Raw genomic sequence first — 24,776 nt, forward strand, 5'->3', positions numbered from 1 at the left:
AAAGGCAGGCCAAGCGTGATCGCTGGCCTGCCTTGTTATTTATTGAGTTATCAGCGCGGGAATTTGCTCATTTGTTGGCAAAATATTTGTGGGAATAGCGTCGGGAGCCGCAGCAGGAGCGGGCTGAGGCTCCATCGGTGAGGCCTCATTTTCAACTGATGAGGTGACGACGCCTTTCACAACGGTTCGATACATCTGTTTCCCTTGTAATGGTATTGCCACTAATTCACCATTTAAGCTGCTAGCTAATGATGGTGCTAACAAGTCACCTTGCAATGAGGCATCAAAATCACCCACGATTTGAGATGGGAAGCCTTGCCAACCCCATTGATTTAAAGCGGAAAGCTCAATATTAGTCCCTGAGGCTCGGAGTAAAAAGGGGATTTTTTTAGGGGATTGCTTGACTAATAACCCTAACTTCACCAGCCCTTTGTCTGTGCTTGTAGTGAATGAAGCCGCAGCAGAACTTTGACCACTTTGGCGTAAGTCCATATAAGGCCGACGTATCATGACTTGATTGATGGTTCCACTATCGGCATTAAAGGTGGCCTTGCCACTCCAAATCCCCCATTGTTTTTGTTTAATAAGGCTGACGTCTTCTATTTTGCCGCTCAGTGCCGTGAATTCGAATGGGAAACTAGGGGCAATATTCATCAATAAAGACTGCGATAAGGTAAATTGTTTGATCGTTAAGCCGGATAACCAATCAGGTGAGGGTTGGCTGAAGAAGTGTAGCCAATTTTCAGGCAAGGTATATAAAATACCGGCTAATTTGCCGTCATTGAGTGTCAGCGTTTTATTATTACGTTGCCATACACCATTAAGGCTAAATACCCCTTTGTAATAATAACCTGAAAGTTTCTCGATATTGAGGTTATCGCCTTGAAGGTTGAGATTGCCAATCAGCGTATCAAGTTGTTGATCATTAATAACGAGTTGATTAATGCTGAAATTGATATGACTTTCAGGGCTACTCCAACTACTTCTGACCCAGTCAAGGTGGTCGATTTCAGTATTGAGCCCTGAAATTGCCCAATCTTTTCCTTGGATATCCACATTAGTGAGAGCGACATTTTTCAAGGACACTGTACGGTGACTATTGAGAGCCTGATTTAATGAAGCAAAGGGAATATTATTTTGCCAACCAACTTTGTCCATGACTAAAGAATCAACTGTGATGGTGCTGTCCGTTAACACCTTTCCTGAGCCTTTAATATAACCATTATTGAGGTAGCCACTGGCTTGAGTAAATTCAGTAAGATTTTTTTCGAGCTTACCGGTGACTGCAACCGTTTTTAATGGTAACTCATTAATATTCAATTCTTTTGTGGTAAATCGAAAGTCTCCGTAGCCGAAAGGATGGTTAGTCGTGGGGTGCCATGGTGTAATGCCACCCGTAAAGCCAAATACGTTGAACTTATTATTTGCTTGATTTAGTTGAATACGGCTATTTTCAAATTGCAGGATATTGGCATTTAAAGGTATTGGCGTGGCAGTCTCTACAGAGGAGATATCTAAATTCCCTTCGGTGATGACTAATCGACGAATGGCGGTGCCACTCAATAAATTACGCCAGTTTATATCAACAATCATTTGCTTAGCATCCAAAGTCATATCTTTATGACGTGACACAATGTTGACGTCTTGAAAGATAAATTCTCCAGCATTGGCAAACTCATGCCCCATGATACCCACTTTAATATCATAATCAGTGAATTTACTTAACAACTGACTGGCATAGGATGCACCCCAGCGTGTTTGCAGCCCAGCGTAAGTAAATATAACCACTAATAACAACAGTAGTAAAAGGGTCGTGATGAGCTTAGTTAACCACCTCATGGTTTATCTGCCTCTCCATATATTGGATTGTTTGGATGAAAGCGCTGCCGGGTAAATGACTAAGATAGAATACAGAATAACCGCCAGTGTATTCAACTCTGGCGGTAAATGATAGGTTACTTTTCGTGAGGGAAAATTAAATTCAGAATAATTGCAGTTAAACCGCCTGCCGCGATACCGGATGAAAATAAAGTTTTCAGCCAGTCCGGCGCAAACTGTAAAATCAACGGCTGCTGCGAAACCCCCATTCCGACGGCAAGGGATAATGCAATAATCATGATCGCTCGACGATTAAGTGGTTCACGGGAGACAATACGTACGCCAGATGCCGCGATGGTTCCGAACATCACAATTGTTGCTCCGCCAAGTACAGGCTCAGGGATCTGTTGTACAAAACCGGCAACAGCTGGGAATAAACCTAATAAAACAAGCATTAACGCTACGATATAGCCGACATAACGGCTGGCGACGCCAGTAAGCTGTATCACCCCATTATTTTGACCAAAACAGGAGTTAGGGAAAGTATTGAAGACGGCAGATACCATCGAGTTCAAACCATTCGCTAAGACGCCACCCTTAATTCGCTTCATATAGATTGGACCACGTACCGGCTGTTCTGAAACATCGGATGTTGCCGTAATATCACCAATCGTCTCTAAAGAGGTCACCATAAATATTAGCATCAGCGGAATTAACAGATTCCAATCAAACGACAACCCATAATAAAACGGCTCAGGTATCGTTATCATGGATTGTTCCGCGTTTGTCTCTTGAGCTGTGGGTAACATATCTAACCACCAAGCAGCAATATAACCAATTGCCATGGCGATAACTAAAGAGGCAACACGCAAGTAAGGATTTTTTTGGCGGTTAAGTAAAATGATAACAGCCAACACAATACCCGCTAGCAATAAATAATCAGGGGAACCGAAAGTATTATCAGAAATTGCGGTATGACCACCACCAATAGACGTTAATCCGACTTGAATGAGTGATAAACCAATTATCATGACAACAACACCCGAAACGAGAGGAGTAATTACCCGTCGTGCTAAATGTAGGAAGCGAGAGAGTACCACCTCAGTGAGCGCTGCAACCAGTAGTGTGCCAAAAAGTGCTGCCATCATCGAAGGAATATCAGCACCACCTTGTTTAAGTGCAACCCCTCCCATAATCAAAGGTGCAACAAAGTTAAAGCTTGTACCTTGTATTGAGAGTAACCCCGACCCCACAGGACCCCATGCTCGGATCTGTATTAAAGAGGCAATACCAGAAGCAAATAGAGACATGCTAATAATACGCTGAGTGTCATGCGCTGGAAGCCCCAATGATTGGCAAATGAGCATTGCCGGGGTGATCACTGCAACAAACATCGCTAAAAGATGCTGTCCAGCTGCAAATAATGCTTGGGGGAGAGGAGGTCGGTCTTCTAATCGGTAAATGAGTTCACTTTTAGGTGCGACGTCAACAGCCTGTTTTTGAGATACTTCGGTGGTCATTTTGGTCTTTCTCTGCCAACAAAAAAAGCATTGTAAAGCGACTAATTTAAAAAGCAATCGTTTGCGTGAAAAATATTTCTTCATTGTTAGATAAGGAATGTCACATTTTTATATGTTTTAACTTGTGTTTATCGCCAATTTTTTTTCTAATTCAGTTACCTGCTTTTGGCGTTTTAAGGAAGAAATTAACGTCTTACTAGTTTTAAATAATATTAACAACAGACGAGGTACATAAATGTATCATCTCGATGTCTACGGTACGCTTGTGGCAGCTACCCTTGTGCTATTGCTCGGACGTAAACTTGTAAAAACAGTTCCTTTCCTAGAGAAATATACTATCCCTGAGCCTGTTGCAGGCGGGTTGCTGGTCGCTTTTAGCTTATTAGTGATCAAGCAAGTATTCGATTGGAGCTTATCTTTCGATTTATCATTACAAGAACCGATGATGTTAGCCTTCTTCGCGACAATCGGTTTAAACGCAAACTTAGCCAGCTTGAAGGCTGGTGGTAAGGCACTCTTTATTTTCATCTTTGTGGTTGTAGGCTTACTGCTAGTACAAAATACGGTTGGTATTGCCTTAGCGGAATTACTTGGTCTTGATCCTCTTATGGGGCTGCTTGCTGGTTCGATTACCTTATCAGGTGGTCACGGTACCGGAGCTGCATGGGGTAAGATCTTCACTGAAAATTACGGTTTCCAAAGTGCAACTGAAGTTGCGATGGCATGTGCAACATTTGGTTTGGTACTCGGTGGATTAATCGGCGGTCCAGTTGCACGTTTCCTGATCCGCAATATTCCTACGCCAGGTACTGGGGATGATGATAAAGATGTCCCTACTGCTTTTGAAAAACCACAATCAGGCCGTATGATTACTTCGATGGTACTGATCGAAACGATTGCTATGATCGCGATCTGTTTAATGGCAGGTAGCTATATTGCAGAGTTATTAGCGGGCACAGCGTTTGCTCTACCTAAATTCGTTTGTGTGCTATTTGTGGGCGTTATTTTAAGCAACAGCTTATCTATTGCGGGTTTTTATCGTGTATTCGACCGTGCGGTTTCTGTTGTCGGTAACGTGAGCCTTTCCTTATTCCTTGCGATGGCACTGATGAGCCTGAAACTTTGGGAACTGGCATCTCTAGCAATCCCAATGTTAGTGATCTTGGCTGTTCAAGCTTGTGTGATGGCAGGCTATGCCATTTTCGTGACCTTCCGTGTGATGGGTAAGAACTATGACGCAGCGATATTGGCGGCAGGTCACTGTGGTTTTGGTCTAGGTGCAACACCGACAGCAATCGCTAACATGCAGGCAGTAACGGATAGATTTGGTCCATCTCATCTTGCATTCTTAGTTGTTCCAATGGTTGGTGCATTCTTTATTGATATCGTCAATGCGATTGTGATCAAACTGTATTTAATGTTACCGGTATTTCCTTCAATAACGGGATAACAGATAAAAATAGATAAAGGTAAATAGCAGGTATTGCCGTGAATTTATTCACGGCAATTTTCGTTTATAGGGCACATAATAAATAATGAAATTAGCGCGATGTGTGTAACAGGCTCATCTGATGTAGCGCTGAAACAAGCTCATTTTCATAATGGTCAAGTGTTTCAGGGTAAGAGGTATCACTGTTGGAAGGTGAGAAATTAACCTCAGATAGCTTAATTTCTAAATGAGATTCTGTGGTACGCATATGAATACCTTGCAAAACTTGTTGCAACTGCTCCGCAGCTCTTCCACCACCTCGATTGGCATAACTGACCATTAAGGCAGGTTTGTTGTTCCACTCTTTATACAAATGGTCTATCGCATTTTTTAGTGCGGCTGGATAGCCCCAGTTATATTGTGGAAAAACGAAAATATAAGCATCGGCTTCAGCGATTTTTTTGCTCCAAGCAATGGTATGTGCTTGGGTATATATTCCTTCGGCGGGGAGATAGGGCTCATCATCCATTGGTAAATGCCAATCTCTGAGATCAAGGATTTCAGTTGGATAATTTTTCGCAGCGACATCCTTAACCCAGTGTGCTATCTGAGGTCCTATTCGTGCTTGTCGAACACTACCAATTAAGATTTGTATCTTCATGTTCCACTATCCCTTGTTGTTATGGCTTTTAATTTTTACAAAACGTATTAAGGTCTTTATAGTGCTACGATTGCATTAAGCTTGGCTGTATTGCTCACGTTCAGGTAGCCACCTTTCAATAATCAATTTGGCATTTTCAGGATAGTTCTGCTGAATATGGCGCGCGATACGTTGTACTTCAGGCAACATATGCTGATCTCGCAGTAAATCAGCGACTTTAAATTCAGCATTGCCGGTTTGGCGTGTTCCTAATAATTCCCCCGGCCCCCTGATTTCCAGATCTTTTTGAGCAATGACGAAACCATCGTTACTGTCACGTAATACTTGTAAACGTTGTTTGGCGACATGGGTTAACGGTGTTTTATAAAGCAGTACACAGTGAGAGGCGATAGCACCTCGACCTACTCGGCCTCGTAATTGGTGCAATTGAGCTAGCCCTAGTCGTTCTGGATTATCAATAATCATTAAACTTGCATTAGGAACATCAACACCCACTTCGATAACGGTAGTTGCAACTAGTAGCTGAATCTCATTATTTTTAAATGCCGTCATCACACTCTGTTTTTCGGCGGGTTTCATTCTTCCATGCACGAGACCTACTTTTAATTCGGGCAATGCTAATGATAACTCTTCGCTCGTCGCTTGTGCTGCTTGCGCTTCTAAAACATCAGAATCATCAATTAAAGTGCAGACCCAATAGGCTTGGCGGCCCTCATCAATACAGGCTTGCCTGACACGTTCAATAATATCTTTACGCCGAGTATCGGGAATGGCCACTGTCGTAACAGGTGTTCGCCCAGGAGGCAGCTCATCAATGATAGAGGTATCCATATCAGCATAAGCGGTCATTGCCAAAGTTCTGGGGATCGGTGTGGCGGTCATAATTAATTGGTGGGGGTGAAACCCTTGTTGTTCACCTTTTTCACGTAAAGCGAGGCGTTGATGCACACCAAACCGATGTTGCTCATCAATGATAACCAAACCAAGAGTTTTAAAGGAGACATGCTCTTGAAACAGGGCGTGAGTCCCAATGACCATGCTCACCTCACCATTTGCAATGGCATCTTGCTGCTGCTGGCGCGCTTTACCTTTTTGCTTGCCAGCAAGCCAACCCACATTGATCCCGAGAGGTTCAAACCATAATTTAAAATTATTAGCATGTTGCTCAGCCAAAATCTCGGTTGGTGCCATCAAAGCCACTTGTTGACCATTTTCAATCGCAGATAAAGCCGCTAATGCGGCAACGAGTGTTTTTCCTGAGCCAACATCCCCTTGAATTAAACGCATCATCGGTGCATCTTTGACAAGGTCTTGTTCTATTTCGGTAACCACGCGATTTTGAGCGTTGGTTGGGGAAAAAGGTAACTGGGCTAAAAATTGTTTTTTGAGTTTGCCGTCCAGTGTCATAGGCTGAGCATAAAGGCGTTGATTGCCTGCACGGATCGCCAACATACTTAAATGATGTGCTAAAAGCTCTTCGAGTATTAAACGTTTTTGAGCGGGATGCTGACCTTTTTCTAGCTCACTTAAGGCAACGTTAGGTGGTGGAGTATGTAATAAGCGAATTGCCTCAGGAAGGCTGATTAAACCACGGCTAAGTTCTTCAGGTAATAGTTCTTTGATCTGCCCGTTATCTAATAGCGCTAACGCTTGCTCAATTAATTTCCTCAGTGTTGCCTGCCTTACCCCTTCTGTTGTGGGATAAACGGGGGTGAGGTTCTCTTGGAGAGAAATATTGGTCGTATCTTGAGAGACTTTATATTCAGGGTGAATGATTTCTGGACCAGTATTGCCACGACGCACCTCGCCATAAGCAATAACATGGCGACCTTCTGCAAGGCTATTTTTCATTGCTGCCGAAAAATTGAAAAATCGTAGAGTTAAGTTGCCTGTTCCGTCGGTGATAAGACTAGTCATCATGCGCTTACGGCCAAAGACGACCTTAGTTTGTAATACTTCCCCTAAAATAGTTGCGGTTGTACCTGGCAATAGGTCACGAATTTGGTAAAGACGAGTGTGATCTTCATAACGAAGAGGGAGGTGTAATAATAAATCTTGAACAGTATTTAGCCCTATCTTACTTAGTTTTTCAGATTGGCTAGCCCCAACGCCATGTAGCGTGGTCAATGAAATCGTATCAAGTAGGCCACTGTTCATTGTTTCTCCCTTAACCTAGCTGCTGTTTTTTCATTTTTTCACTTAGCTGCATTTGTGCCCACCAAGACGCATCGGCTTCTATCTCTCCTCGTTCATTGATATAAGGCCGTGGTAAGCCTTTACGCTTGGCAACCTCTGCAAGAACGGGATAGCCGCCATCAAATAGCCACTCTTGCTGCTCTTGCTCTGAAAGTTGGCTTATTTCGCGGGAATACATACCAGCAAGTTGCCTTTGGCGCTGTGCTTCATAGAGAATCAGTGCCGAGGCGACAGAGACATTCAGGGATTGAACCATACCAACCATTGGAATAATAATGTGTTGATCGGCTAATTTCAGTGCTGTTGAAGAGATCCCTTTTTTTTCTTGCCCCATCATAATACAGGTCGGGCGAGTATAATCAATTTCACGGAAATCGACGGCTTGTTCAGATAAGTTCGTTACAAGAACTTGCATGTTCTGTGATTTTATCTGTGAAATAGCCTCTTCAGTGGATTGATGTGAAATGACTTTGACCCAGCTATTGCTTCCTGCGGCAGAAGAAACGGAAAGTTTAACTTTTTGGTCTGGCCAAATAGCATGAATTTGATGGATGCCAACGGCATCTGCGCTGCGTACGATGGCAGATACGTTATGGGGTTTATGAATTTCTTCGAGGCAAATGGTGAGGTCTGGCTGCCGCATCGCCATCATTTGGCAAATGCGGCGATAGCGGCGTTCATTCATAGTTAATTACGGTTCCGGCTAACTCGTAATACATCAGGCATGATCCGAATTTTGCGCATAACATTTGCTAACTGAACCCGGTTTTTGGTTGTTAGGCGGATAAAGGCACAATAAACACGGCCATCTTTTTCTTCAGTATTCATACTCTGAATGCTTGAGTTAGCATCATTGATAGCAGCTGTTAAATTAGCAAGCGCCCCTTGATGGTTAATCATATCGACTTTGATTTCGGCGATGAAATCAGTATCGGTATCATTATCCCATTCTACAGCCATAAATTTATCGGGCTCTTTCTGGTAGCCACGAATGTTTCGACAAGATTCGTGGTGTATCACGAGTCCTTTACCTGGGCTGATATGAGCGATAATAGGGTCGCCAGGGATAGGGCGACAGCATTTCGCAAAGGTGATGAGAACACCATCTGCCCCTTTTATGGACAGCTTGTTGCGTGTTGTGATGACGGGCTCATCCTCTTCCTCTGGGGAAACTTGTGGATTGCTTTGTAAATTACGCGCAACCACAACACTCATTGCATTTCCTAAACCTATTTCAGCCAGTAAGTCGTCGATAGAGTTGAGCTTCATGCGGGCTAATTCAAGATCAATATTTGCTTGGGGGACATCCGTTAATTTATGACCTGCGCCAAGAGCGTGGTTTAATAAGCGGCGACCTAAGTTGATTGAATCTTCACGCTTGAGGTTTTTCAGTAACTGACGGATTTTAGCGCGTGCTTTTGAACTGACGACAAAATTGAGCCAAGCGGCATTTGGTCTAGCGCCCGGCGCGGTAATAATTTCGACAGTTTGCCCACTGGTGAGGGCTTGAGATAATGGATAAGGCTGACGATCAACCCTAGCTCCAACGCAAGCATGGCCAATATCCGTATGCACGGCATAGGCGAAATCGACAGGTGTCGCGCCCGTTGGCAGTTCAACAATGCGTCCTTCTGGTGTAAAGACATAAATCTCATCGGGGAATAGATCAGATTTAACGCTCTCGATGAATTCAAAAGAGCTACCTGCACTTTGCTGTAGCTCAAGTAAACTTTGCATCCAACGTTGAGCACGTACTTGAGCGGTTGTGCCTTGCTCGCCTTGTTCTTTATAAGCCCAATGTGCAGCAACCCCCATTTCAGCCATTTGATCCATATCTTCTGTACGGATTTGTACTTCGACAGGAACACCGTGTGGGCCAATTAATGAGGTGTGTAGCGATTGATAGCCGTTAGCTTTTGGGATAGCGATATAATCTTTGATACGGCCTGGGCGCGGCTTGTACAAATTATGCATTTGTCCCAATACGCGATAGCAGGTATCGACATCTTTGACTATCACCCTAAAAGCATAAATATCCATAATTGAATGGAAGCGCTGCTCTTTAAGGTGCATTTTGCGATAGATAGAATAAAGATGTTTTTCGCGGCCACTGACTCGGCAAGGTATATCCGCTTCGGTTAGGCGACCATCGATTTCAGAGAGGATTTTTTGGATCATCTCTTTACGGTTGCCGCGAGCTGCTTTAACGACTTCTTTGATAACGCGATAACGGTTTGGATATAAGGCTTCAAACCCAAGCTCTTCTAGCTCAGTTTTGATGTGATGAATACCTAATCTATGAGCAAGAGGGCTATAGATTTCCAATGTTTCTCTTGCAATACGTCGACGCTTATCAGGCCTTAATGAGCCTAGCGTGCGCATATTATGAGTGCGGTCTGCCAGTTTTATCAAAATGACGCGAATGTCTTTGACCATCGCCATGATCATTTTGCGAAAGTTTTCTGCTTGAGCTTCTTTTTTGTCTCGAAAGTTTAGTTTATCGAGTTTAGATACACCTTCAACGAGACCCGCAACAGTTGTGCCAAATAGCTCTTCTATATCCTGAAATGTCGCTGGAGTATCTTCAATAACATCATGAAGTAGCGCTGCCATCAATGTTTCATGATCCAAGCGCATTTGAGCCAGAATACAGGCCACAGCAACTGGGTGAGTTATATATGGCTCACCACTTGAGCGGGTTTGTCCTTCGTGGGCATCCCGGGCGACAACATAGGCTTTTTTCAGTAATTCAACCTGTTCCGGAGGAAGGTACTTCTGAATTACTTGATTTAGGCTCTCAAACAGATACAAGGCAGACCCACCTTAGTGATTAGCGACGACCTTCAGCTATAGCAGAAACTGCTTGCATTTCAGCCGCTTCTTGTTCCTGCTGCTCTTGACGCTCACGTACATCCAGTATGTGACCGTTGATTAAACCTTCTTCTACTTCACGGAGTGCGATAACAGTATATTTATCGTTTTCTTCAGGAACTAGAGGGTCTTTACCGCCAGTTTGTAACTGACGCGCTCTGCGAGCCGCGACCAGTACGAGGTCAAAGCGGTTACCAATTTTTTCTACTGCGTCTTGAACAGTTACGCGTGCCATAAATGTGCTACTCCAAAAGAAATAAAAAAATGACCTGATATGATACTGAAACTATTCTCAGTCTGCCAGTAATTTGCTGATTAAAGCACCATGTCGTTGAATTTGACGCTCTAATCTTAGACGTTCGCTACGAATAATAGATTGCAAATCACTTAATGCAGTATTGAAATCATCATTTACAATGAGATAGTCATACTCATTGTAATGTTCAATCTCACCAACCGCTTGTGACATACGTTTTTCAATGACCTCATCGCTATCTTGGCCTCGGCCACGTAAGCGGCGATAAAGTTCATCTTTTGATGGTGGTAGTATAAAAATACTACGGGCTTCAGGCATTGTAGCGCGAATTTGTTGAGCACCTTGCCAGTCAATATCGAGAAAAACGTCTACACCACTTTTGAGCACTTCTTCAATAACAGGTCGAGAAGTCCCATAGTAATTGCCAAATACACAAGCATGTTCTAAGAATTCATTATTTTCGACCATCGTCAAAAATTCAGTTTCAGAGACAAAGAAATAGTGCTCACCATGAACTTCACCAGGTCGTGCAGCTCGTGTTGTATGAGAGACAGAAACTTGCGTGTCATACAACGGTTGTGTTTTCAACAACGCCTGGATCAGGCTAGATTTACCCGCACCGCTTGGGGCAGAAACAATATATAACGTGCCTTGTATCATGATGGTTTCTTGAATAGTCGAGGATTAAACATAAATGATGATAATAAACCCCACATAGTATACACGGACTTAAGCGAACATGCAGCGTTATCAATAAAGCATAAATTATCTCTTCATTTATCGCTGCGACATGGCTGTAGTGATTCATTATATCGATAGCCAACGAGCTATCCCTTTAGCGACGTCTTCCTTTATTACCTTTCATATCATCTAGAGTATACAGCGCAATTTATTTAATAAATAGATGAATTGCGAAGCGATGCGATAAAATATTTCTCTATTTATACAAAGTACATACTTTTTGCGAAATGTTTCGCAAAGCCAATGAAAATGTACGGTAAATTAAAGAATATCGCTTCAAGATTATAGCGTTCTGAGATAACTAAATAAGATGATAAGAATGGTTTATGTCATTTAGGCAAAAGGCGAATGGGCTTAGACTGACGCTGAAGTTAACGCTTTTTATATCATTAATGGTGCTTTCAGTTGCCGCTATTTATTGTCTCAGCAAGAAAGCCATTCTGAATGATTTCAATGTGCAACACTCAGCAAACGCGCAAGGTAAAATGAAATCAATGGCTATTGATACCTGAAATACGGAATGTACTTAATATCGTTAGCGATATAAAAAACATGCCACCCTTTTAATTATGTGATGGCATGAATCATTAATCTTGGCTTTCATAGTTAAAGATCGGTAAGCCTAAACGATAACGGATGGCGATAAGTCGGGCGCTTAGGCCTGCAATTAAGGTAATAATCACAACAATATCTTGTGGGAGCGGGGTGTATAAAAGCCCGATATACAACCATGCGGCAGCAAATGAGACGCCCGCATAGACTTCTTTTTGGAATACGAGAGGAATGGTATTACATAACATGTCGCGAAGAACGCCACCAAATACCCCTGTAATCACAGCCGCAATTGCAGCTATGACTGGGCTATAATTCATATCAAGAGCAATTTGGGCGCCAAGAATTGAAAAGACAATTAAGCCGATTGCATCTAGGATAAGGAACAAACGTCGTAAATGCTTCATCATTGGCGCTATCCAAATGGTGACAACAGCAGCGCCAGCAACAGTAAGAATATACTCGGGGTTTTGTACCCAGCCTAATGGGTAGTGGCCAAGTAGGACGTCACGAACCGAGCCCCCGCCAATCGCAGTTGCTGATGCAATAATAATGACGCCGAAGACGTCCATTTTACGCCGTCCCGCTGCAAGAGCGCCAGTCATGGCTTCCGCGGTGATACCAATAATATAAAGAACACTTAATAACATGATGATTCTATTCGACACTAAAGTTATTGCTAAAGGGTAATATTACTTGTAGAAATTCTCGACTGAGTTTTTCTAGTGCCTTACAAAATAGATTAGTTAAAGTAATCCGATAGCCCATATTAAAAGATGTCACAGGATAACAGATTGAACAGTAAATTGCCTTATAAAGAAACTCAAATAACAGATGATAAACGAAGTCATCAACTTACAAATATTAATGTTTGGACAGCGGATAGCCAATGGCTAGTTTATGATGTTCGGCCGAGTGCGAGTTCGTTTACTGGATTAACGATAGAAAAAATTCATGTTAATACGCAAAAACAAATAGAAATTTATCGTGCTCATCATGGTGCTCACGTTGGAGTGGTGACCGTCAGTGCTGAAAATCCACCTCGTTATGCCTTTATACATGGGCCGGAATTCCCTAATGAGCAGTGGAAATATGATTTTCACCATCGCAGAGGCGTATATGTTAGGGATGATCATTTAGGAACGGCATATTCTATCGATGCGATGTGTATCACTCCGCCATACATCGCTGGGGCATTAAGAGGAGGGACACACGTTCATGTCTTTAGCCCTGACAGTAAATGGTTAAGTTTTACATACAATGATCATGTGATGCATGAAGTTGATGTTCGATTAGACCAACGAAATGTAGCTATAGCTGTGCCGATAAAAAAAGTACTCGTTGAACCTAAAGGCCATGAGCGTGAGTATAATGGCGAATACTTTTGTTGTGTTATCTCCCAGACGGTACCTACGCCTCGCCTTGGAAGTGACGATATTAGTCGAGCTTATGAAGAGGGGTGGGTAGGGCAGAAAGGCTACTTAATGGAAAACGGACAATGGCAAAATAAGGCGATTACCTTTATTGGTGATACTCATGCTGCTAATGGCGAGATTATCCCAGAAATTTTCCTCGTTAATTTGCCTGACGACGAAAATGCGTTCACTCAACAAGGTGAATTTCCATTACAAGGTACTGAGTCACGAATGCCCTTCCCACCGAAAAACATTCAGCAAAAAAGGCTGACATATACTCATGAGCGCCGATATCCTGGGTTAGCTAAACACCCTAGACACTGGTTACGCTCATCACCCGACGGCCGCTCAATTGCTTGCCTGATGAAAGATGATGATGGCATTGTTCAGCTGTGGTTAGTGAATACCTGTACAGGGGCGCTAACACAAATTACGCATAGTAGAATGCCAATTCAATCCGCCTTTAGCTGGGATAGCCAAGGGCAGCATATTGCTTTTATTTGTGATAACAGCGTGATGCGTTGCAATATGACTTCAGGGGAATTACACAGATTAACGGTTCGTAGTGACGTTTCCCCCGTTGCTGATGCGGTTGTATTCTCACCGGATGATCGTCTGATTGCTTTTATGCGTGATGAAGCCGATGGTTTTAGACAGATTTATACGGTAGAAACGGGCTTGGGTGGTTGATATTGGCAAAAAGATGACGGCAATCTGTTTTTGAGATGAAGAGGTGATTTTGCCTCTTCATCATGTATTCATCTTTAATAAAGCTATTTTTGTTATTCGATATATCGACAATCGGTGTCAATAAGAATGGCCGATTTATTAAATCATTATTAAATAGTATTAATTAGATGATTTATTTAACTAATTATATAAATAAAGAGGTCATCACCAAAACAATAATACTCGTTATTTGAATACATTATTCTAGATTATTCTCTGAATGAATTTGATTATGGTTCAATGTCGTATTAGTTTGTTTGTCTAATGCTTCAATACGCTTTTTAGGTGAACTCTCTTCAGGGTTACTGTCTGATTTTACGTAATCAAGAGGGATTAATAGGGTGTCCATAATGGCGGTAAAAGGTAGGTCAATCGCCAGTAATGGGCGCATTACCCAGCCCGTATTTTCATCTTTAAGCATTTCTAAACTGTTTTTAGAACCGGGGTAATAACCATCCGAAGGACCAGCATGAGTCATAATACTGGAACAACCAGTTAAGAAAAGAAGAGGAGTACAGATCAATATTCTCGTTAGTAATAACCCAGCCATATAATTTATTTAACCTACCCTTTAAATTTATTATTGTTTCCTGAGTCAATAATAGCTAAAAATGCAAAATTAACAATCAGAGCATAATACAAATCGTTATTTTTGTATTATAAGTGTAGATAAAGATTTAAACCAATATCCTCATTTGTAAGAAAAGTTAACAAATATAAGTCACTATTTCCTAACTAAGTGAATTGCTGATCAAAGGTGTCCTGAACAAAATGTAATTCCTTTTGAACTGTGGGCTAATGCACATATTACTTTGTTTTTATTTGACATAATCGATTCAGTTGTATGTTTTACCACCTTTCAAGTTACGTTTTGTAAGTGACGGTTCGTCAAAAGGATAGCGGTCTATGAGTGAATTAGCTCTTACTGTGAGTTTGTTGGCGTTAGCGGCTGCATTAGGTTTATGGATAGGTAATTGGAAAATCCGTAATGTTGGGCTTGGTATAGGAGGGGTATTATTTGGCGGTATTATTGTGGGTCATTTTGCGCAAAGCTATGATTTACAACTAAATGCTCACATGCTGCATTTCATCCAAGAATTTGGATTGATTCTATTCGTTTACACAATTGGGATTCAGGTTGGGCCTGGATTCTTCTCATCGCTACGCGTATCGGGATTAAAACTGAATGGTTTTGCCTTATTAATCGTTGTTCTGGGTGCTGTGGTGACGGCGATTATTTACCAATTAGCCGATATCCCTTTACCGATTATTTTAGGTATTTTTTCAGGTGCGGTAACGAACACGCCTTCATTAGGTGCGGGTCAGCAAATATTGACTGACTTAGGTTCAGATCCTGCTTTAGTCGGCCAAATGGGAATGGGATATGCGATGGCATACCCTATGGGGATCTGCGGTATTTTACTTGTGATGTGGTTGATACGTATCATTTTTAGGATTGCTGTTGATAAAGAAGCGTCTGCGTTTAGCAATCAAAATATGCATCAACGAGAAACGTTACAAACAATGAATATCGCTGTTCGCAACACCAACCTTGATGGTCTCATGATGCAAGATATCCCGCTATTGGGAAGTGAAGAGATTGTTTGTTCAAGGCTGAAAAGAGGTGAAATGCTGATGGTGCCTCAACCCACAACAGAAATTCAGTTAGGCGATTTACTGCATGTTGTTGGGCAGAAAGAAGATCTGAATAAAGTACGTTTAATCTTAGGGGAAGAAGTTGATGCTTCCTTATCGACATCAAGTTCCGTCTTGCACTCAGTACGGGTGGTTGTGACAAATGATGCAGTACTCAGCAAACGCCTACGCGACCTTAATTTAAAACAGAAATATGATGTCGTGGTAACACGATTGAACCGCGCTGGTGTTGAGCTTGTGGCTAATAACAATACGATTCTCCAGTTTGGTGACATCCTCAATATAGTCGGGCGTCCTGAGTCTATCGAGGCGGTTAGTGCTCTACTCGGTAATGCAAAACATAAATTACAGCAAGTACAAATGCTGCCTGTATTCATCGGGATCGGCCTTGGTGTGGTCTTGGGGTCAATACCGCTCTTTATACCGGGGTTTCCCGCGGCATTAAAACTTGGTTTAGCAGGAGGCCCATTAGTTATCGCACTGATTTTAGGGCGTATTGGGACAATAGGGCGTTTATATTGGTTTATGCCTCCAAGTGCGAACCTTGCATTGCGTGAGCTTGGTATCGTGATGTTCCTTGCCGTTGTGGGGCTGAATTCCGGTGGTGGCTTTATTGACACTTTAGTTAAAGGTGACGGATTGACATGGATTGGCTATGGCTTGTTGATTACTTTTGTACCTTTATTTATTACCGGTCTTGTGGCTCGAATTTTTGGCAAAATGAACTATCTCAGTCTGTGTGGTGTGCTAGCGGGTTCAATGACGGATCCACCAGCGCTAGCATTTGCGAATAATATTCATCCAACAAGTGGAGCGCCCGCACTTTCTTATGCGACAGTTTATCCCTTAGCGATGTTTTTACGTATCATTTCCCCGCAATTACTGGCGATTTTATTTTGGGCGATGTGACATAACGAACTATTTAAAATCTTAAGTCTGATTGTGAAGAAATAGGGTATGAGAGTATATAGAGGTAAAAATGGTGCTTATTCAAGCAATGAACTTATTCAAAAGGTGCTTTAATATCGTTGAATGATATTCGTAATGTAATACTTGATTACGGAGTTCTCGCTAATTTTTTCAGCCCTTTTATCTTCAATAAAAGGGCTATTTTTTTATTTAACTTTTGCGTATTAGCACTCAACTGTTTGATAAGCTAGTTCTAATTCTTCAGCCAAAATAGCGATACCCTTCTCAATTTTCTCCGGCTCAGGTACATAGTTCATACGCATACATTGGTGAGCATGAGGCCAGTTTTCCTCAAGCCCAGGGAAGAAGTAATGGCCTGGAACCATCAAAACACCGCGTTTTTTCAGTCGCTGATAGAGCTCTAAACTTGTAATCGGTAGGTCTTTAAACCAAAGCCACAAGAAAATAGCGCCTTCAGGTTTATGAATCAAACACCTATCTTCAGGTATGTAACGACGAATGATTTGAATCACGTCTTTGACACGTTGTTGGTAAAAAGGACCGATAACATTTTTAGATAGAGAAATCAGCTCATCACGTTGCAGCATTTCTAACGCTAGCGCTGGTCCAACACCACCTGGTGCTAAACTAATAATGCCATTCATATTACTGACAGCGTTGATGATTTCTTCATTAGCGATAATGATCCCACAACGTGTTCCCGGTAAGCCAAGTTTTGATAGGCTCATACAGAGAATGACATTGTCATTCCAAAAAGGGGTTGCTTCACTGAAGATAATGCCAGGGAAAGGTACGCCGTATGCATTATCAATCAATAAGGGGATATTGTGTTGTTTGGCTAATTGATCAAGATGTTCAACTTCTTCGTCGGTGATCACGTTACCCGTTGGGTTTGTTGGACGAGAGACGCAAATGACACCAATATCATCCGTGATTTCCAATGTATTGAAATCAACGCGATACTTAAATTGACCATTGGGTAAATATTCAATCTGAGGCTTATTTGCGACAAACAAATCATCATCTAAACCAGAGTCAGCATAACCCACATACTCTGGTGCTAGCGGAAATAGGACCTTACGCGTGATACCATCTTCAAAACGACCAGCAAGCAAGTTAAATAGATAGAAAAACGCACTTTGGCTACCATTGGATAGCGCGATATTTTTTGCACTAATATTCCAGCCGAGTTTCGCTTTTAGAGTTGCTGCTAGCGCTTTCAACATGGCATCTTTACCTTGTGGACCATCATAATTGCACAAAGTCTCAGTTAATTTGCCGTTAGCACACATTTCTGACAATAAAGTTTGGAAATACTCATCCATTTCTGGAATATGCGCAGGATTACCGCCACCGAGCATAATTGCACCTGGGGTTCTCAAACCGTCGTTCAAGTCTTTCATTAAGGTTGAAATCCCTGAATTCTGAGCGAACTTATTACCGAATTTAGAAAATATCATCTCATTTATTCACATATGTTAAGTAGTTTGTTAATGGAATTTAAAACATACTCCGCTCGACAAGAGAGTTCAACAGCTGAAAGTGACCCCTCTTCCAGATAAAAAACCAAGTATTTATTATTTATAAGTTTAATATATGTTAAAATTAGTTAAAGTATAGTGAATGTTGCTTTTGATGAAGAAGCTAGCGCCGCTTAGTTCTAATTTATTTATATTGATGGCATCCCACTAAATGGTCATTAATCATGCCAGTCGCTTGCATAAAGGCATAGCAAGTAATCGCGCCAACAAACTTAAAGCCTCGTTTTTTAAGCGCCTTCGAGAGTGTTTTTGAAAGTTCTGTTTCGGCGGGAACTTGAGAATGGCACTGCCACTGGTTGACAATGGGGGTATTGTTGACGAATTGCCAGAGGAAAGTGGAAAAGTCTTCTCCATTTTCCATCATTTGTAAGTAGGCTTTAGCATTAGCAATGATCGCATTAATTTTGGCGCGGTTACGAATAATGCGAGTATCTTGCATTAAACGCTCAACATCTTCTTCATTCATGATGGCAATTCGGCTGGGATCAAATTGATAAAATAATTCTCGGTAACCTTGGCGTTTTTTTAATATAGTGTACCAAGACAGCCCTGCTTGCTGGCCTTCTAAGCAGATCATTTCAAATAACTGTAGATTATCTTTCGTTGGCTTTCCCCATTCATTATCGTGGTATGCAATATATTCAGGGTCTTGATTGACCCATCGGCAGCGAGTTAGTGATGAATCCATACGATCTCCTTTTGGGGATTGGCTAGCGGTTTAGGGCAGAATGTTGCTCATTTATACTGGATAAATATCCAGTTTTAAAGAGAGAAAGTAAAGTTTTTTTATTTATAGGCTAAATAGACGTAGATTCAGTGCTGTATATCTGGCGGTCAAAGGGTATACTGACATACTTTCATTTAAATCATATGTATCGCGTGCGGATCTAACATGCAAAAGTTTGATACCAAAACCTTCCAAGGTCTTATCCTGACACTACAGGATTACTGGGCGCGTCAAGGCTGTACCATTGTTCAACCATTGGACATGGAAGTCGGCGCCGGAACATCTCATCCAATGACGTGCTTACGCGCGTTAGGGCCTGAGCCAATTGCAGCGGCTTATGTTCAGCCTTCCCGTCGTCCAACCGATGGCCGTTATGGCGAAAACCCAAACCGTCTTCAGCATTACTATCAATTTCAAGTGATCATCAAACCGTCGCCTGACAATATTCAAGAGCTTTATCTCGGCTCTTTGAAAGAGTTGGGAATTGACCCAACAGTTCATGATATTCGGTTTGTTGAAGATAACTGGGAAAACCCAACATTAGGTGCATGGGGCCTTGGTTGGGAAGTGTGGCTAAACGGGATGGAAGTCACGCAATTTACTTACTTCCAACAAGTTGGCGGTCTCGAGTGTAAGCCTGTTACGGGCGAAATTACTTATGGTCTTGAACGCCTTGCCATGTACATTCAAGGGGTTGATAGTGTTTATGATCTCGTTTGGTGTGATGGCCCGCTAGGCAAAACAACCTATGGTGATATCTATCACCAGAATGAAGTTGAACAGTCAACTTATAACTTTGAATATGCCAACGTGGACTTTCTTTTCAAATGCTTTGAAGAGTATGAAAAAGAAGCTCAGCACCTTCTGTCATTGGAAACGCCACTACCGCTTCCTGCTTATGAGCGCATTCTAAAAGCGGCTCATACGTTCAACTTACTGGATGCACGTAAAGCAATCTCAGTGACAGAGCGTCAACGTTATATTTTACGTATCCGTACCCTGACAAAAGGGGTCGCCGAAGCTTATTATGCTTCTCGCGAGGCGCTCGGATTCCCTATGTGTCACAAGAATTAAGAGGCTGTCATGACTCAACAGACTTTCCTAGTGGAAATCGGCACAGAAGAGTTACCGCCGAAGGCTCTTCGTTCATTAGCTGAATCATTTGCGGCAAACTTTACGACAGAATTGGATAGTGCAGATATTGCACACGGTGAGATTAGCTGGTTTGCAGCTCCTCGCCGTTTAGCGTTAAAGGTTGCAGATCTGGCCAATGCTTCACCTGACCGTGAAGTTGAAAAGCGTGGTCCAGCGATTTCTGCGGCTTTCGATGCAGCAGGTCAGCCAACTAAAGCCGCTGAAGGTTGGGCGCGTGGTTGTGGTATTACCGTTGACCAAGCTGAGCGTTTAAAAACAGATAAAGGCGAGTGGCTCCTTTATCGTGCTCAAGTCAAAGGCGTTGCCGTGAGCGAATTATTAGTGGATATGGTGGCTCGCTCTTTGGCTAAATTACCTATTCCTAAACTGATGCGTTGGGGGGATAAAGAAACCCATTTTGTTCGCCCTGTTCATACCGTCACATTATTGCTAGGTAGCGATGTTGTTGAAGGGGAAGTGCTGGGGATCAAAAGTGGTCGTACAATCCGTGGTCACCGTTTTATGGGTGAAGCGGAGTTTACCATTGACAGTGCTGACCAATATCCTGAGATCTTGCGTGAGCGCGGTAAGGTTATTGCGGACTACGCGGAGCGTAAATCGGTTATTAAAGCGGATGCTGAAAAAGCGGCACTTGCTTTAGGGGGTAAAGCGGATTTAACAGACAGTTTATTAGAAGAAGTTGCTTCATTGGTTGAATGGCCAGTTGTACTGACCGCAAAATTTGAAGAAAAATTCTTAGAAGTACCTGCTGAAGCATTGGTGTATACCATGAAAGGGGACCAAAAATATTTCCCTGTTTATGATAATGAAGGCAAATTAATGCCGAACTTCATTTTCGTGGCAAATATCGAGTCTTCAGACCCACAACAAATTATTTCAGGTAATGAGAAAGTTGTGCGTCCTCGTTTGGCAGATGCTGAGTTCTTCTTTAAAACCGACCGTAAACAACGTCTTGAAGATAACTTACCGCGTTTAGAGACCGTGCTGTTCCAACAACAGTTAGGGACATTACGTGATAAAACCGAGCGCTTAGAAGCATTATCCGGTTGGATTGCTGCTAAGATTGGCGCTGATGTCAATCATGCAACACGTGCTGGTTTATTGGCGAAATGTGACCTTATGACTAACATGGTGTTTGAGTTTACAGATACTCAAGGCGTAATGGGTATGCATTATGCACGTCACGATGGTGAGTCAGAAGATGTCGCATTAGCGCTGAAAGAACAATATCAACCACGCTTTGCCGGTGATGAACTCCCTTCTACCGATGTTTCTGCGGCACTCGCCTTAGCAGAGAAAATGGATACCTTAGCGGGTATTTTCGGCATTGGGCAGCATCCGAAAGGTGATAAAGATCCATTCGCATTACGTCGTGCCGCACTCGGTGTTTTGCGTATTATCGTAGAAAAAGGCTATCAGCTTGATCTGGTTGAAATGACAGAAGAAGCAGTACGTCTTTACGGTGATAAGCTCACGAACAAGAATGTGGTTAATGACGTTGTTGAATTTATGCTTGGTCGCTTCCGTTCTTGGTATCAAGAGCTTGGCTACAGCATTGACACTATTCAAGCTGTGTTGGCACGTCGCCCAACCTCACCCGCAGATTTTGATGCGCGCGTGAAAGCGGTAACTCACTTCCGTACATTAGAAGATGCGGAAGCATTGGCCGCAGCGAATAAACGTGTGTCTAACATTTTGAGCAAGTCGAATGAAAAACTGGCTGATAAAGTGTTGGCATCTGTGCTCAAAGCACCACAGGAAGTGAAGTTGGCTACTCATCTTGTTGTATTACAAGAAAAACTAGAGCCAATGTTCGCTGAGCGTAACTATCAAGATGCATTGGTTGAGTTAGCATCACTACGTGAAGTTGTTGATGCATTCTTTGTCGATGTCATGGTGATGGACGAAGATGAGGCTGTACGTATTAACCGTCTGACTCTACTGAGCCAATTGCGTGAGCTGTTCCTGAAAGTAGCCGATATTTCTTTACTGCAATAAGTGGTTACGAGTTGGTGGTAGGCATGGTTTATATCACCACATCAATGCGGATAAGCGCTCATTAAGTTAGACTTGTGAGCGCTTATGACTCTCTAAATTGGTGGATTGATTAAAAAACCACATCAAGTTGATGGTTTTATCATCATGCAAACAAATTTAGTGAAAAATGGGTTGACGGCGAGAGCTCGCAACAGTATGATTCACACCGTTTTCGGCGAGTAGCGCAGCTTGGTAGCGCAACTGGTTTGGGACCAGTGGGTCGGAGGTTCGAATCCTCTCTCGCCGACCAGATTCCAAAACCCCACCTCAAATGAGGTGGGGTTTTTTGCTTTATAGACGCATATGCGTTTTTCGAACTGTCCTCTCGTGATAATACAAATTATCGCAATAACCTTACTATTTTACACCGACGGGTTCACCGCAATCTTTCGGAGTAACTTTGTTGTCTTTCTTGTTCATAATCTGTTCTTATAGTGATGTACTCTGTCTGCTTAACCATTAGTTGGCGCAATCGTCATGCGCTATGCAGTAGCTAGTCGTAGATGACCTCTATACGGAATTTTTATGACAAGGATACTGTCAATGAAAGAGATACCTATACTGCTTATTGGGCTGTTTGTGTTGTTGAGGTGCACATCTTGTTATGCTGATAAGTATTCTATGTCAGCACAGCATTTGCTTAAACAGACTCCAACCGTTCGATCTGTTATGCAGCAACCTGTAATGGCCTGTGTGGCAATCCACCAAGTTCATTTCTCGACATTATCGCCATTTCCATTAATTACACAGAAACGCTTGAGCCAATGGAAAAGAAGGGTAGAAGGGCAATGTGTGAATGATGAAGCGTTACTGTTATATGCCGATTTTTTGAATGCACAATTAACGGAACTGGGTTATATCACATCCTATATTCATTACCCAAAACAAGCGTTGTTATTGGGGGTATTACGCGTTGAATTGGTGCCGGGAAAACTCGGCAGTATCGTGCATCAAGAAACGGGTCATGAGAGCCATTCGTTATTTTCTGCATTCCCTTTGCAAAAAGGGGAAGTGATTCATCTTCACCCCATCAACCAAGGGCTTGCTAATCTTCATAATACCCAATTGATTCGACATCAAATTCATATTATTTCAGATAACCAAAACAATAATTTGAATCAATTAGTTATTCAACGTCAGGCGATAAGGGCTTTTAAAGGGAGATTATTATTAGAGTCGAAAGCATCGCAGCAGTTGCCAAAACATAGAATTAGCAACGTCGTTATGCTTGCCAATCCACTGTTACTCAATGATTTCTTTTTTGGCCGCGTAGACAGCGATATAGGAAGTCGCGCAGAGAAGACATTAAAGTCAGCGTCTATCTTATATTCTGTGCCCTACCACTATTGGTTATGGACCTTATATGCGGGGTATCAAGAAAACAGCATGAACCAATATCTACAATCTAACGAAGCAATGGAAATCCGTTATGATTCGAGAAGTCGTTTGCTGTCATTACAAGCAGAGTACCTTCTTCATCGAACACGGACGGGTTCCACCTCCGCGAGTATAGGCACTCAAATTCAAACACTTGATATTTTCTTAGAACAGTATCGTTTAGAAACTCAGCGACGTTTTAGCAGTTATCTCTTACTGGGTCTCAGCCATAAACGCGATTTTGTACAAGGTAATGCGGTATTTTCATTTAGCGTTAAACAAGATGTTGATTGGTTTGGTTCCACACGAGCACAAGTCACTGGTCTAGAACAGGCCCGAATCTACTTATTATCAATAGACTATCAGCGCATATTCAATTTAATGGGGCAATCCATGTATCACCGGCATGAACTTGAAGTTCAACTCAGCCATTCAAAACTTGATCCGTTACTTGAACTGAATAGCCTTTCAGGAAATTTGGGTATTCGAGGGTTTACAAATAGCTTAGGCATTGAAAATGGAGGGGATAATACATTCAAATTCAAAAATGAATGGGGGTGGTTTTCACCATGGTTTGGCGTTGAGTTGTATGGCGCGCTAGATTATGCAACGGGGTCAACAGATCGAGCCAATTTGTGGCAAGAAAACCATTTAATCGGTACAGAGATAGGGCTAAAAGGGCGGTTTGCAAGGATGGATTATAAGCTCTTTATTGAGGCTCCACTTTGGTATCCCGATGCGCTAAAGGTTAATGACGTGAACTTTGGGGTTAAAGTCAGTTTTGATTATTAGCTCATGACTTAAATAGATGAAAATAGGTAGGAAGAATAGAATCAAGAGGGTTATTCATTTTTTGAAGTTATTAACTAATGAACAAATTGTTAAATTATCATGGCGCGCTCATTTTTATGTGAATAAAAAACAAGCAAAACAATAATAAGCTAAGCAGATTATTAGCCGATAATGCTTCAGAACTTTATGCCGCACTCTCTAAGAAGTTACACTATTTTCGTTCAGTAATTCAGCACTTAATCACAAATATAAAAATAAATCACCCCGTGATAAAAAGCTATTCTATACTGTTTTTGTGGTTATTACTTCTGCGTTATTGGTTGAGTATCTATACAATAGACTAATAACACGCCATATATGTTTCTAAAATGTT

Annotated in this window: 19 protein-coding genes and 1 tRNA gene; 8 read left to right on the forward strand and 12 right to left on the reverse strand. The window is 42.1% G+C overall.

Annotation, left to right across the window (positions count from 1 at the left end; translation table 11 throughout):
- Positions 1 to 39: 39 nt before the first annotated feature.
- On the reverse strand, positions 40 to 1,839 hold the full coding sequence (locus tag G3341_RS01270) for an AsmA family protein (protein ID WP_163860536.1): 1,800 nt from the start codon (positions 1,837 to 1,839) through the stop codon (positions 40 to 42).
- A 116-nt stretch (positions 1,840 to 1,955) separates the two neighbouring features.
- Positions 1,956 to 3,338 carry a uracil-xanthine permease family protein gene (locus tag G3341_RS01275; protein WP_163860537.1) on the reverse strand — a complete coding sequence of 461 codons (1,383 nt, stop codon included), beginning with the start codon at positions 3,336 to 3,338 and terminating at the stop codon, positions 1,956 to 1,958.
- A gap of 235 nt (positions 3,339 to 3,573) precedes the next feature.
- On the opposite strand from G3341_RS01275, the gene gltS reads away from it, so the two are divergent.
- Positions 3,574 to 4,788 (forward strand): sodium/glutamate symporter, encoded by a 1,215-nt coding sequence (gene gltS / locus G3341_RS01280; protein ID WP_154622474.1) that lies wholly within the window; start codon positions 3,574 to 3,576, stop codon positions 4,786 to 4,788.
- A 91-nt stretch (positions 4,789 to 4,879) separates the two neighbouring features.
- On the opposite strand, the gene G3341_RS01285 is transcribed toward gltS, so the two are convergent.
- The 6 genes from G3341_RS01285 to gmk all read right to left on the reverse strand — a co-directional run bounded on the left by G3341_RS01285 (position 4,880) and on the right by gmk (position 11,411).
- On the reverse strand, positions 4,880 to 5,428 hold the full coding sequence (locus G3341_RS01285; RefSeq protein WP_154622475.1) for an NADPH-dependent FMN reductase: 549 nt from the start codon (positions 5,426 to 5,428) through the stop codon (positions 4,880 to 4,882).
- Between the two features lie 75 nt (positions 5,429 to 5,503).
- Positions 5,504 to 7,585: an ATP-dependent DNA helicase RecG gene (recG, locus tag G3341_RS01290; protein ID WP_163860538.1), complete on the reverse strand. Its 2,082-nt coding sequence runs from the start codon at positions 7,583 to 7,585 to the stop codon at positions 5,504 to 5,506.
- Positions 7,586 to 7,595: 10 nt separating this feature from the next.
- Positions 7,596 to 8,309, reverse strand: coding sequence for a tRNA (guanosine(18)-2'-O)-methyltransferase TrmH (trmH, locus tag G3341_RS01295; protein WP_154622477.1), 714 nt, complete (start codon positions 8,307 to 8,309; stop codon positions 7,596 to 7,598).
- A 2-nt stretch (positions 8,310 to 8,311) separates the two neighbouring features.
- Positions 8,312 to 10,435, reverse strand: a complete 2,124-nt coding sequence (gene spoT / locus G3341_RS01300) for a bifunctional GTP diphosphokinase/guanosine-3',5'-bis pyrophosphate 3'-pyrophosphohydrolase (protein ID WP_154622478.1) — start codon at positions 10,433 to 10,435, stop codon at positions 8,312 to 8,314.
- Between the two features lie 19 nt (positions 10,436 to 10,454).
- Complete coding sequence (rpoZ, locus tag G3341_RS01305) at positions 10,455 to 10,730, reverse strand: DNA-directed RNA polymerase subunit omega (RefSeq protein ID WP_004262665.1); 276 nt, start codon at positions 10,728 to 10,730, stop codon at positions 10,455 to 10,457.
- A 57-nt stretch (positions 10,731 to 10,787) separates the two neighbouring features.
- Positions 10,788 to 11,411 carry a guanylate kinase gene (gene gmk / locus G3341_RS01310; protein ID WP_154622479.1) on the reverse strand — a complete coding sequence of 208 codons (624 nt, stop codon included), beginning with the start codon at positions 11,409 to 11,411 and terminating at the stop codon, positions 10,788 to 10,790.
- Positions 11,412 to 11,818: 407 nt separating this feature from the next.
- Here gmk and G3341_RS01315 point away from each other — a divergent pair, with 407 nt between their 5' ends.
- Positions 11,819 to 12,004, forward strand: coding sequence for a hypothetical protein (locus G3341_RS01315; protein ID WP_163860539.1), 186 nt, complete (start codon positions 11,819 to 11,821; stop codon positions 12,002 to 12,004).
- Between the two features lie 75 nt (positions 12,005 to 12,079).
- Here the strand turns inward: G3341_RS01315 and G3341_RS01320 are convergent, their stop codons facing one another.
- The gene (locus G3341_RS01320; protein WP_154622481.1) at positions 12,080 to 12,694 is read right to left on the reverse strand and encodes a trimeric intracellular cation channel family protein; all 615 of its coding nucleotides are present in this window, start codon (positions 12,692 to 12,694) and stop codon (positions 12,080 to 12,082) included.
- Between the two features lie 126 nt (positions 12,695 to 12,820).
- On the opposite strand from G3341_RS01320, the gene G3341_RS01325 reads away from it, so the two are divergent.
- A complete protein-coding gene (locus G3341_RS01325; protein WP_208852755.1) occupies positions 12,821 to 14,149 on the forward strand; it encodes a DUF3748 domain-containing protein in 1,329 nt (442 codons plus the stop codon).
- A 238-nt stretch (positions 14,150 to 14,387) separates the two neighbouring features.
- On the opposite strand, the gene G3341_RS01330 is transcribed toward G3341_RS01325, so the two are convergent.
- Positions 14,388 to 14,738, reverse strand: a complete 351-nt coding sequence (locus G3341_RS01330; protein WP_154622813.1) for a YceK/YidQ family lipoprotein — start codon at positions 14,736 to 14,738, stop codon at positions 14,388 to 14,390.
- A gap of 356 nt (positions 14,739 to 15,094) precedes the next feature.
- On the opposite strand from G3341_RS01330, the gene G3341_RS01335 reads away from it, so the two are divergent.
- Entirely contained in the window at positions 15,095 to 16,753 is a 1,659-nt protein-coding gene (locus G3341_RS01335; protein ID WP_163860540.1) for a putative transporter, read from the forward strand.
- A 224-nt stretch (positions 16,754 to 16,977) separates the two neighbouring features.
- On the opposite strand, the gene G3341_RS01340 is transcribed toward G3341_RS01335, so the two are convergent.
- Positions 16,978 to 18,234 (reverse strand): valine--pyruvate transaminase, encoded by a 1,257-nt coding sequence (locus tag G3341_RS01340; protein ID WP_154622815.1) that lies wholly within the window; start codon positions 18,232 to 18,234, stop codon positions 16,978 to 16,980.
- A gap of 205 nt (positions 18,235 to 18,439) precedes the next feature.
- Positions 18,440 to 19,003: a DNA-3-methyladenine glycosylase I gene (locus tag G3341_RS01345; RefSeq protein WP_154624360.1), complete on the reverse strand. Its 564-nt coding sequence runs from the start codon at positions 19,001 to 19,003 to the stop codon at positions 18,440 to 18,442.
- A gap of 204 nt (positions 19,004 to 19,207) precedes the next feature.
- Between G3341_RS01345 and glyQ the strand changes: the two genes are divergently transcribed.
- The 4 genes from glyQ (at position 19,208) to G3341_RS01365 (ending at position 24,403) form a co-directional block, all read left to right on the forward strand.
- Positions 19,208 to 20,116 carry a glycine--tRNA ligase subunit alpha gene (gene glyQ, locus G3341_RS01350; RefSeq protein ID WP_154624361.1) on the forward strand — a complete coding sequence of 303 codons (909 nt, stop codon included), beginning with the start codon at positions 19,208 to 19,210 and terminating at the stop codon, positions 20,114 to 20,116.
- 9 nt (positions 20,117 to 20,125) lie between these two features.
- Positions 20,126 to 22,195, forward strand: a complete 2,070-nt coding sequence (gene glyS, locus G3341_RS01355; protein WP_163860541.1) for a glycine--tRNA ligase subunit beta — start codon at positions 20,126 to 20,128, stop codon at positions 22,193 to 22,195.
- A gap of 212 nt (positions 22,196 to 22,407) precedes the next feature.
- Positions 22,408 to 22,484: transfer RNA gene (locus G3341_RS01360), tRNA-Pro, on the forward strand.
- A gap of 293 nt (positions 22,485 to 22,777) precedes the next feature.
- Positions 22,778 to 24,403 carry a ShlB/FhaC/HecB family hemolysin secretion/activation protein gene (locus G3341_RS01365; RefSeq protein WP_154624363.1) on the forward strand — a complete coding sequence of 542 codons (1,626 nt, stop codon included), beginning with the start codon at positions 22,778 to 22,780 and terminating at the stop codon, positions 24,401 to 24,403.
- Positions 24,404 to 24,776: the final 373 nt, after the last annotated feature.

This window comes from Providencia vermicola (genome assembly GCF_010748935.1).
Classification (GTDB): Bacteria; Pseudomonadota; Gammaproteobacteria; order Enterobacterales; family Enterobacteriaceae; genus Providencia; species Providencia zhejiangensis.

Excerpts from the sequence above, each read along its gene's own strand:
- gltS (WP_154622474.1), top strand. The coding sequence starts at position 3,574 with ATGTATCATCTCGATGTCTACGGTACGCTTGTGGCAGCTACCCTTGTG.
- rpoZ (WP_004262665.1), bottom strand. The coding sequence starts at position 10,730 with ATGGCACGCGTAACTGTTCAAGACGCAGTAGAAAAAATTGGTAACCGC.
- G3341_RS01365 (WP_154624363.1), top strand. The coding sequence starts at position 22,778 with ATGAAAGAGATACCTATACTGCTTATTGGGCTGTTTGTGTTGTTGAGG.
- G3341_RS01315 (WP_163860539.1), top strand. The coding sequence starts at position 11,819 with ATGTCATTTAGGCAAAAGGCGAATGGGCTTAGACTGACGCTGAAGTTA.
- G3341_RS01285 (WP_154622475.1), bottom strand. The coding sequence starts at position 5,428 with ATGAAGATACAAATCTTAATTGGTAGTGTTCGACAAGCACGAATAGGA.
- G3341_RS01340 (WP_154622815.1), bottom strand. The coding sequence starts at position 18,234 with ATGATATTTTCTAAATTCGGTAATAAGTTCGCTCAGAATTCAGGGATT.
- glyQ (WP_154624361.1), top strand. The coding sequence starts at position 19,208 with ATGCAAAAGTTTGATACCAAAACCTTCCAAGGTCTTATCCTGACACTA.
- recG (WP_163860538.1), bottom strand. The coding sequence starts at position 7,585 with ATGAACAGTGGCCTACTTGATACGATTTCATTGACCACGCTACATGGC.
- G3341_RS01330 (WP_154622813.1), bottom strand. The coding sequence starts at position 14,738 with ATGGCTGGGTTATTACTAACGAGAATATTGATCTGTACTCCTCTTCTT.
- glyS (WP_163860541.1), top strand. The coding sequence starts at position 20,126 with ATGACTCAACAGACTTTCCTAGTGGAAATCGGCACAGAAGAGTTACCG.
- G3341_RS01320 (WP_154622481.1), bottom strand. The coding sequence starts at position 12,694 with ATGTTATTAAGTGTTCTTTATATTATTGGTATCACCGCGGAAGCCATG.
- G3341_RS01270 (WP_163860536.1), bottom strand. The coding sequence starts at position 1,839 with ATGAGGTGGTTAACTAAGCTCATCACGACCCTTTTACTACTGTTGTTA.
- G3341_RS01275 (WP_163860537.1), bottom strand. The coding sequence starts at position 3,338 with ATGACCACCGAAGTATCTCAAAAACAGGCTGTTGACGTCGCACCTAAA.
- G3341_RS01325 (WP_208852755.1), top strand. The coding sequence starts at position 12,821 with ATGTCACAGGATAACAGATTGAACAGTAAATTGCCTTATAAAGAAACT.
- G3341_RS01345 (WP_154624360.1), bottom strand. The coding sequence starts at position 19,003 with ATGGATTCATCACTAACTCGCTGCCGATGGGTCAATCAAGACCCTGAA.
- G3341_RS01335 (WP_163860540.1), top strand. The coding sequence starts at position 15,095 with ATGAGTGAATTAGCTCTTACTGTGAGTTTGTTGGCGTTAGCGGCTGCA.
- trmH (WP_154622477.1), bottom strand. The coding sequence starts at position 8,309 with ATGAATGAACGCCGCTATCGCCGCATTTGCCAAATGATGGCGATGCGG.
- gmk (WP_154622479.1), bottom strand. The coding sequence starts at position 11,411 with ATGATACAAGGCACGTTATATATTGTTTCTGCCCCAAGCGGTGCGGGT.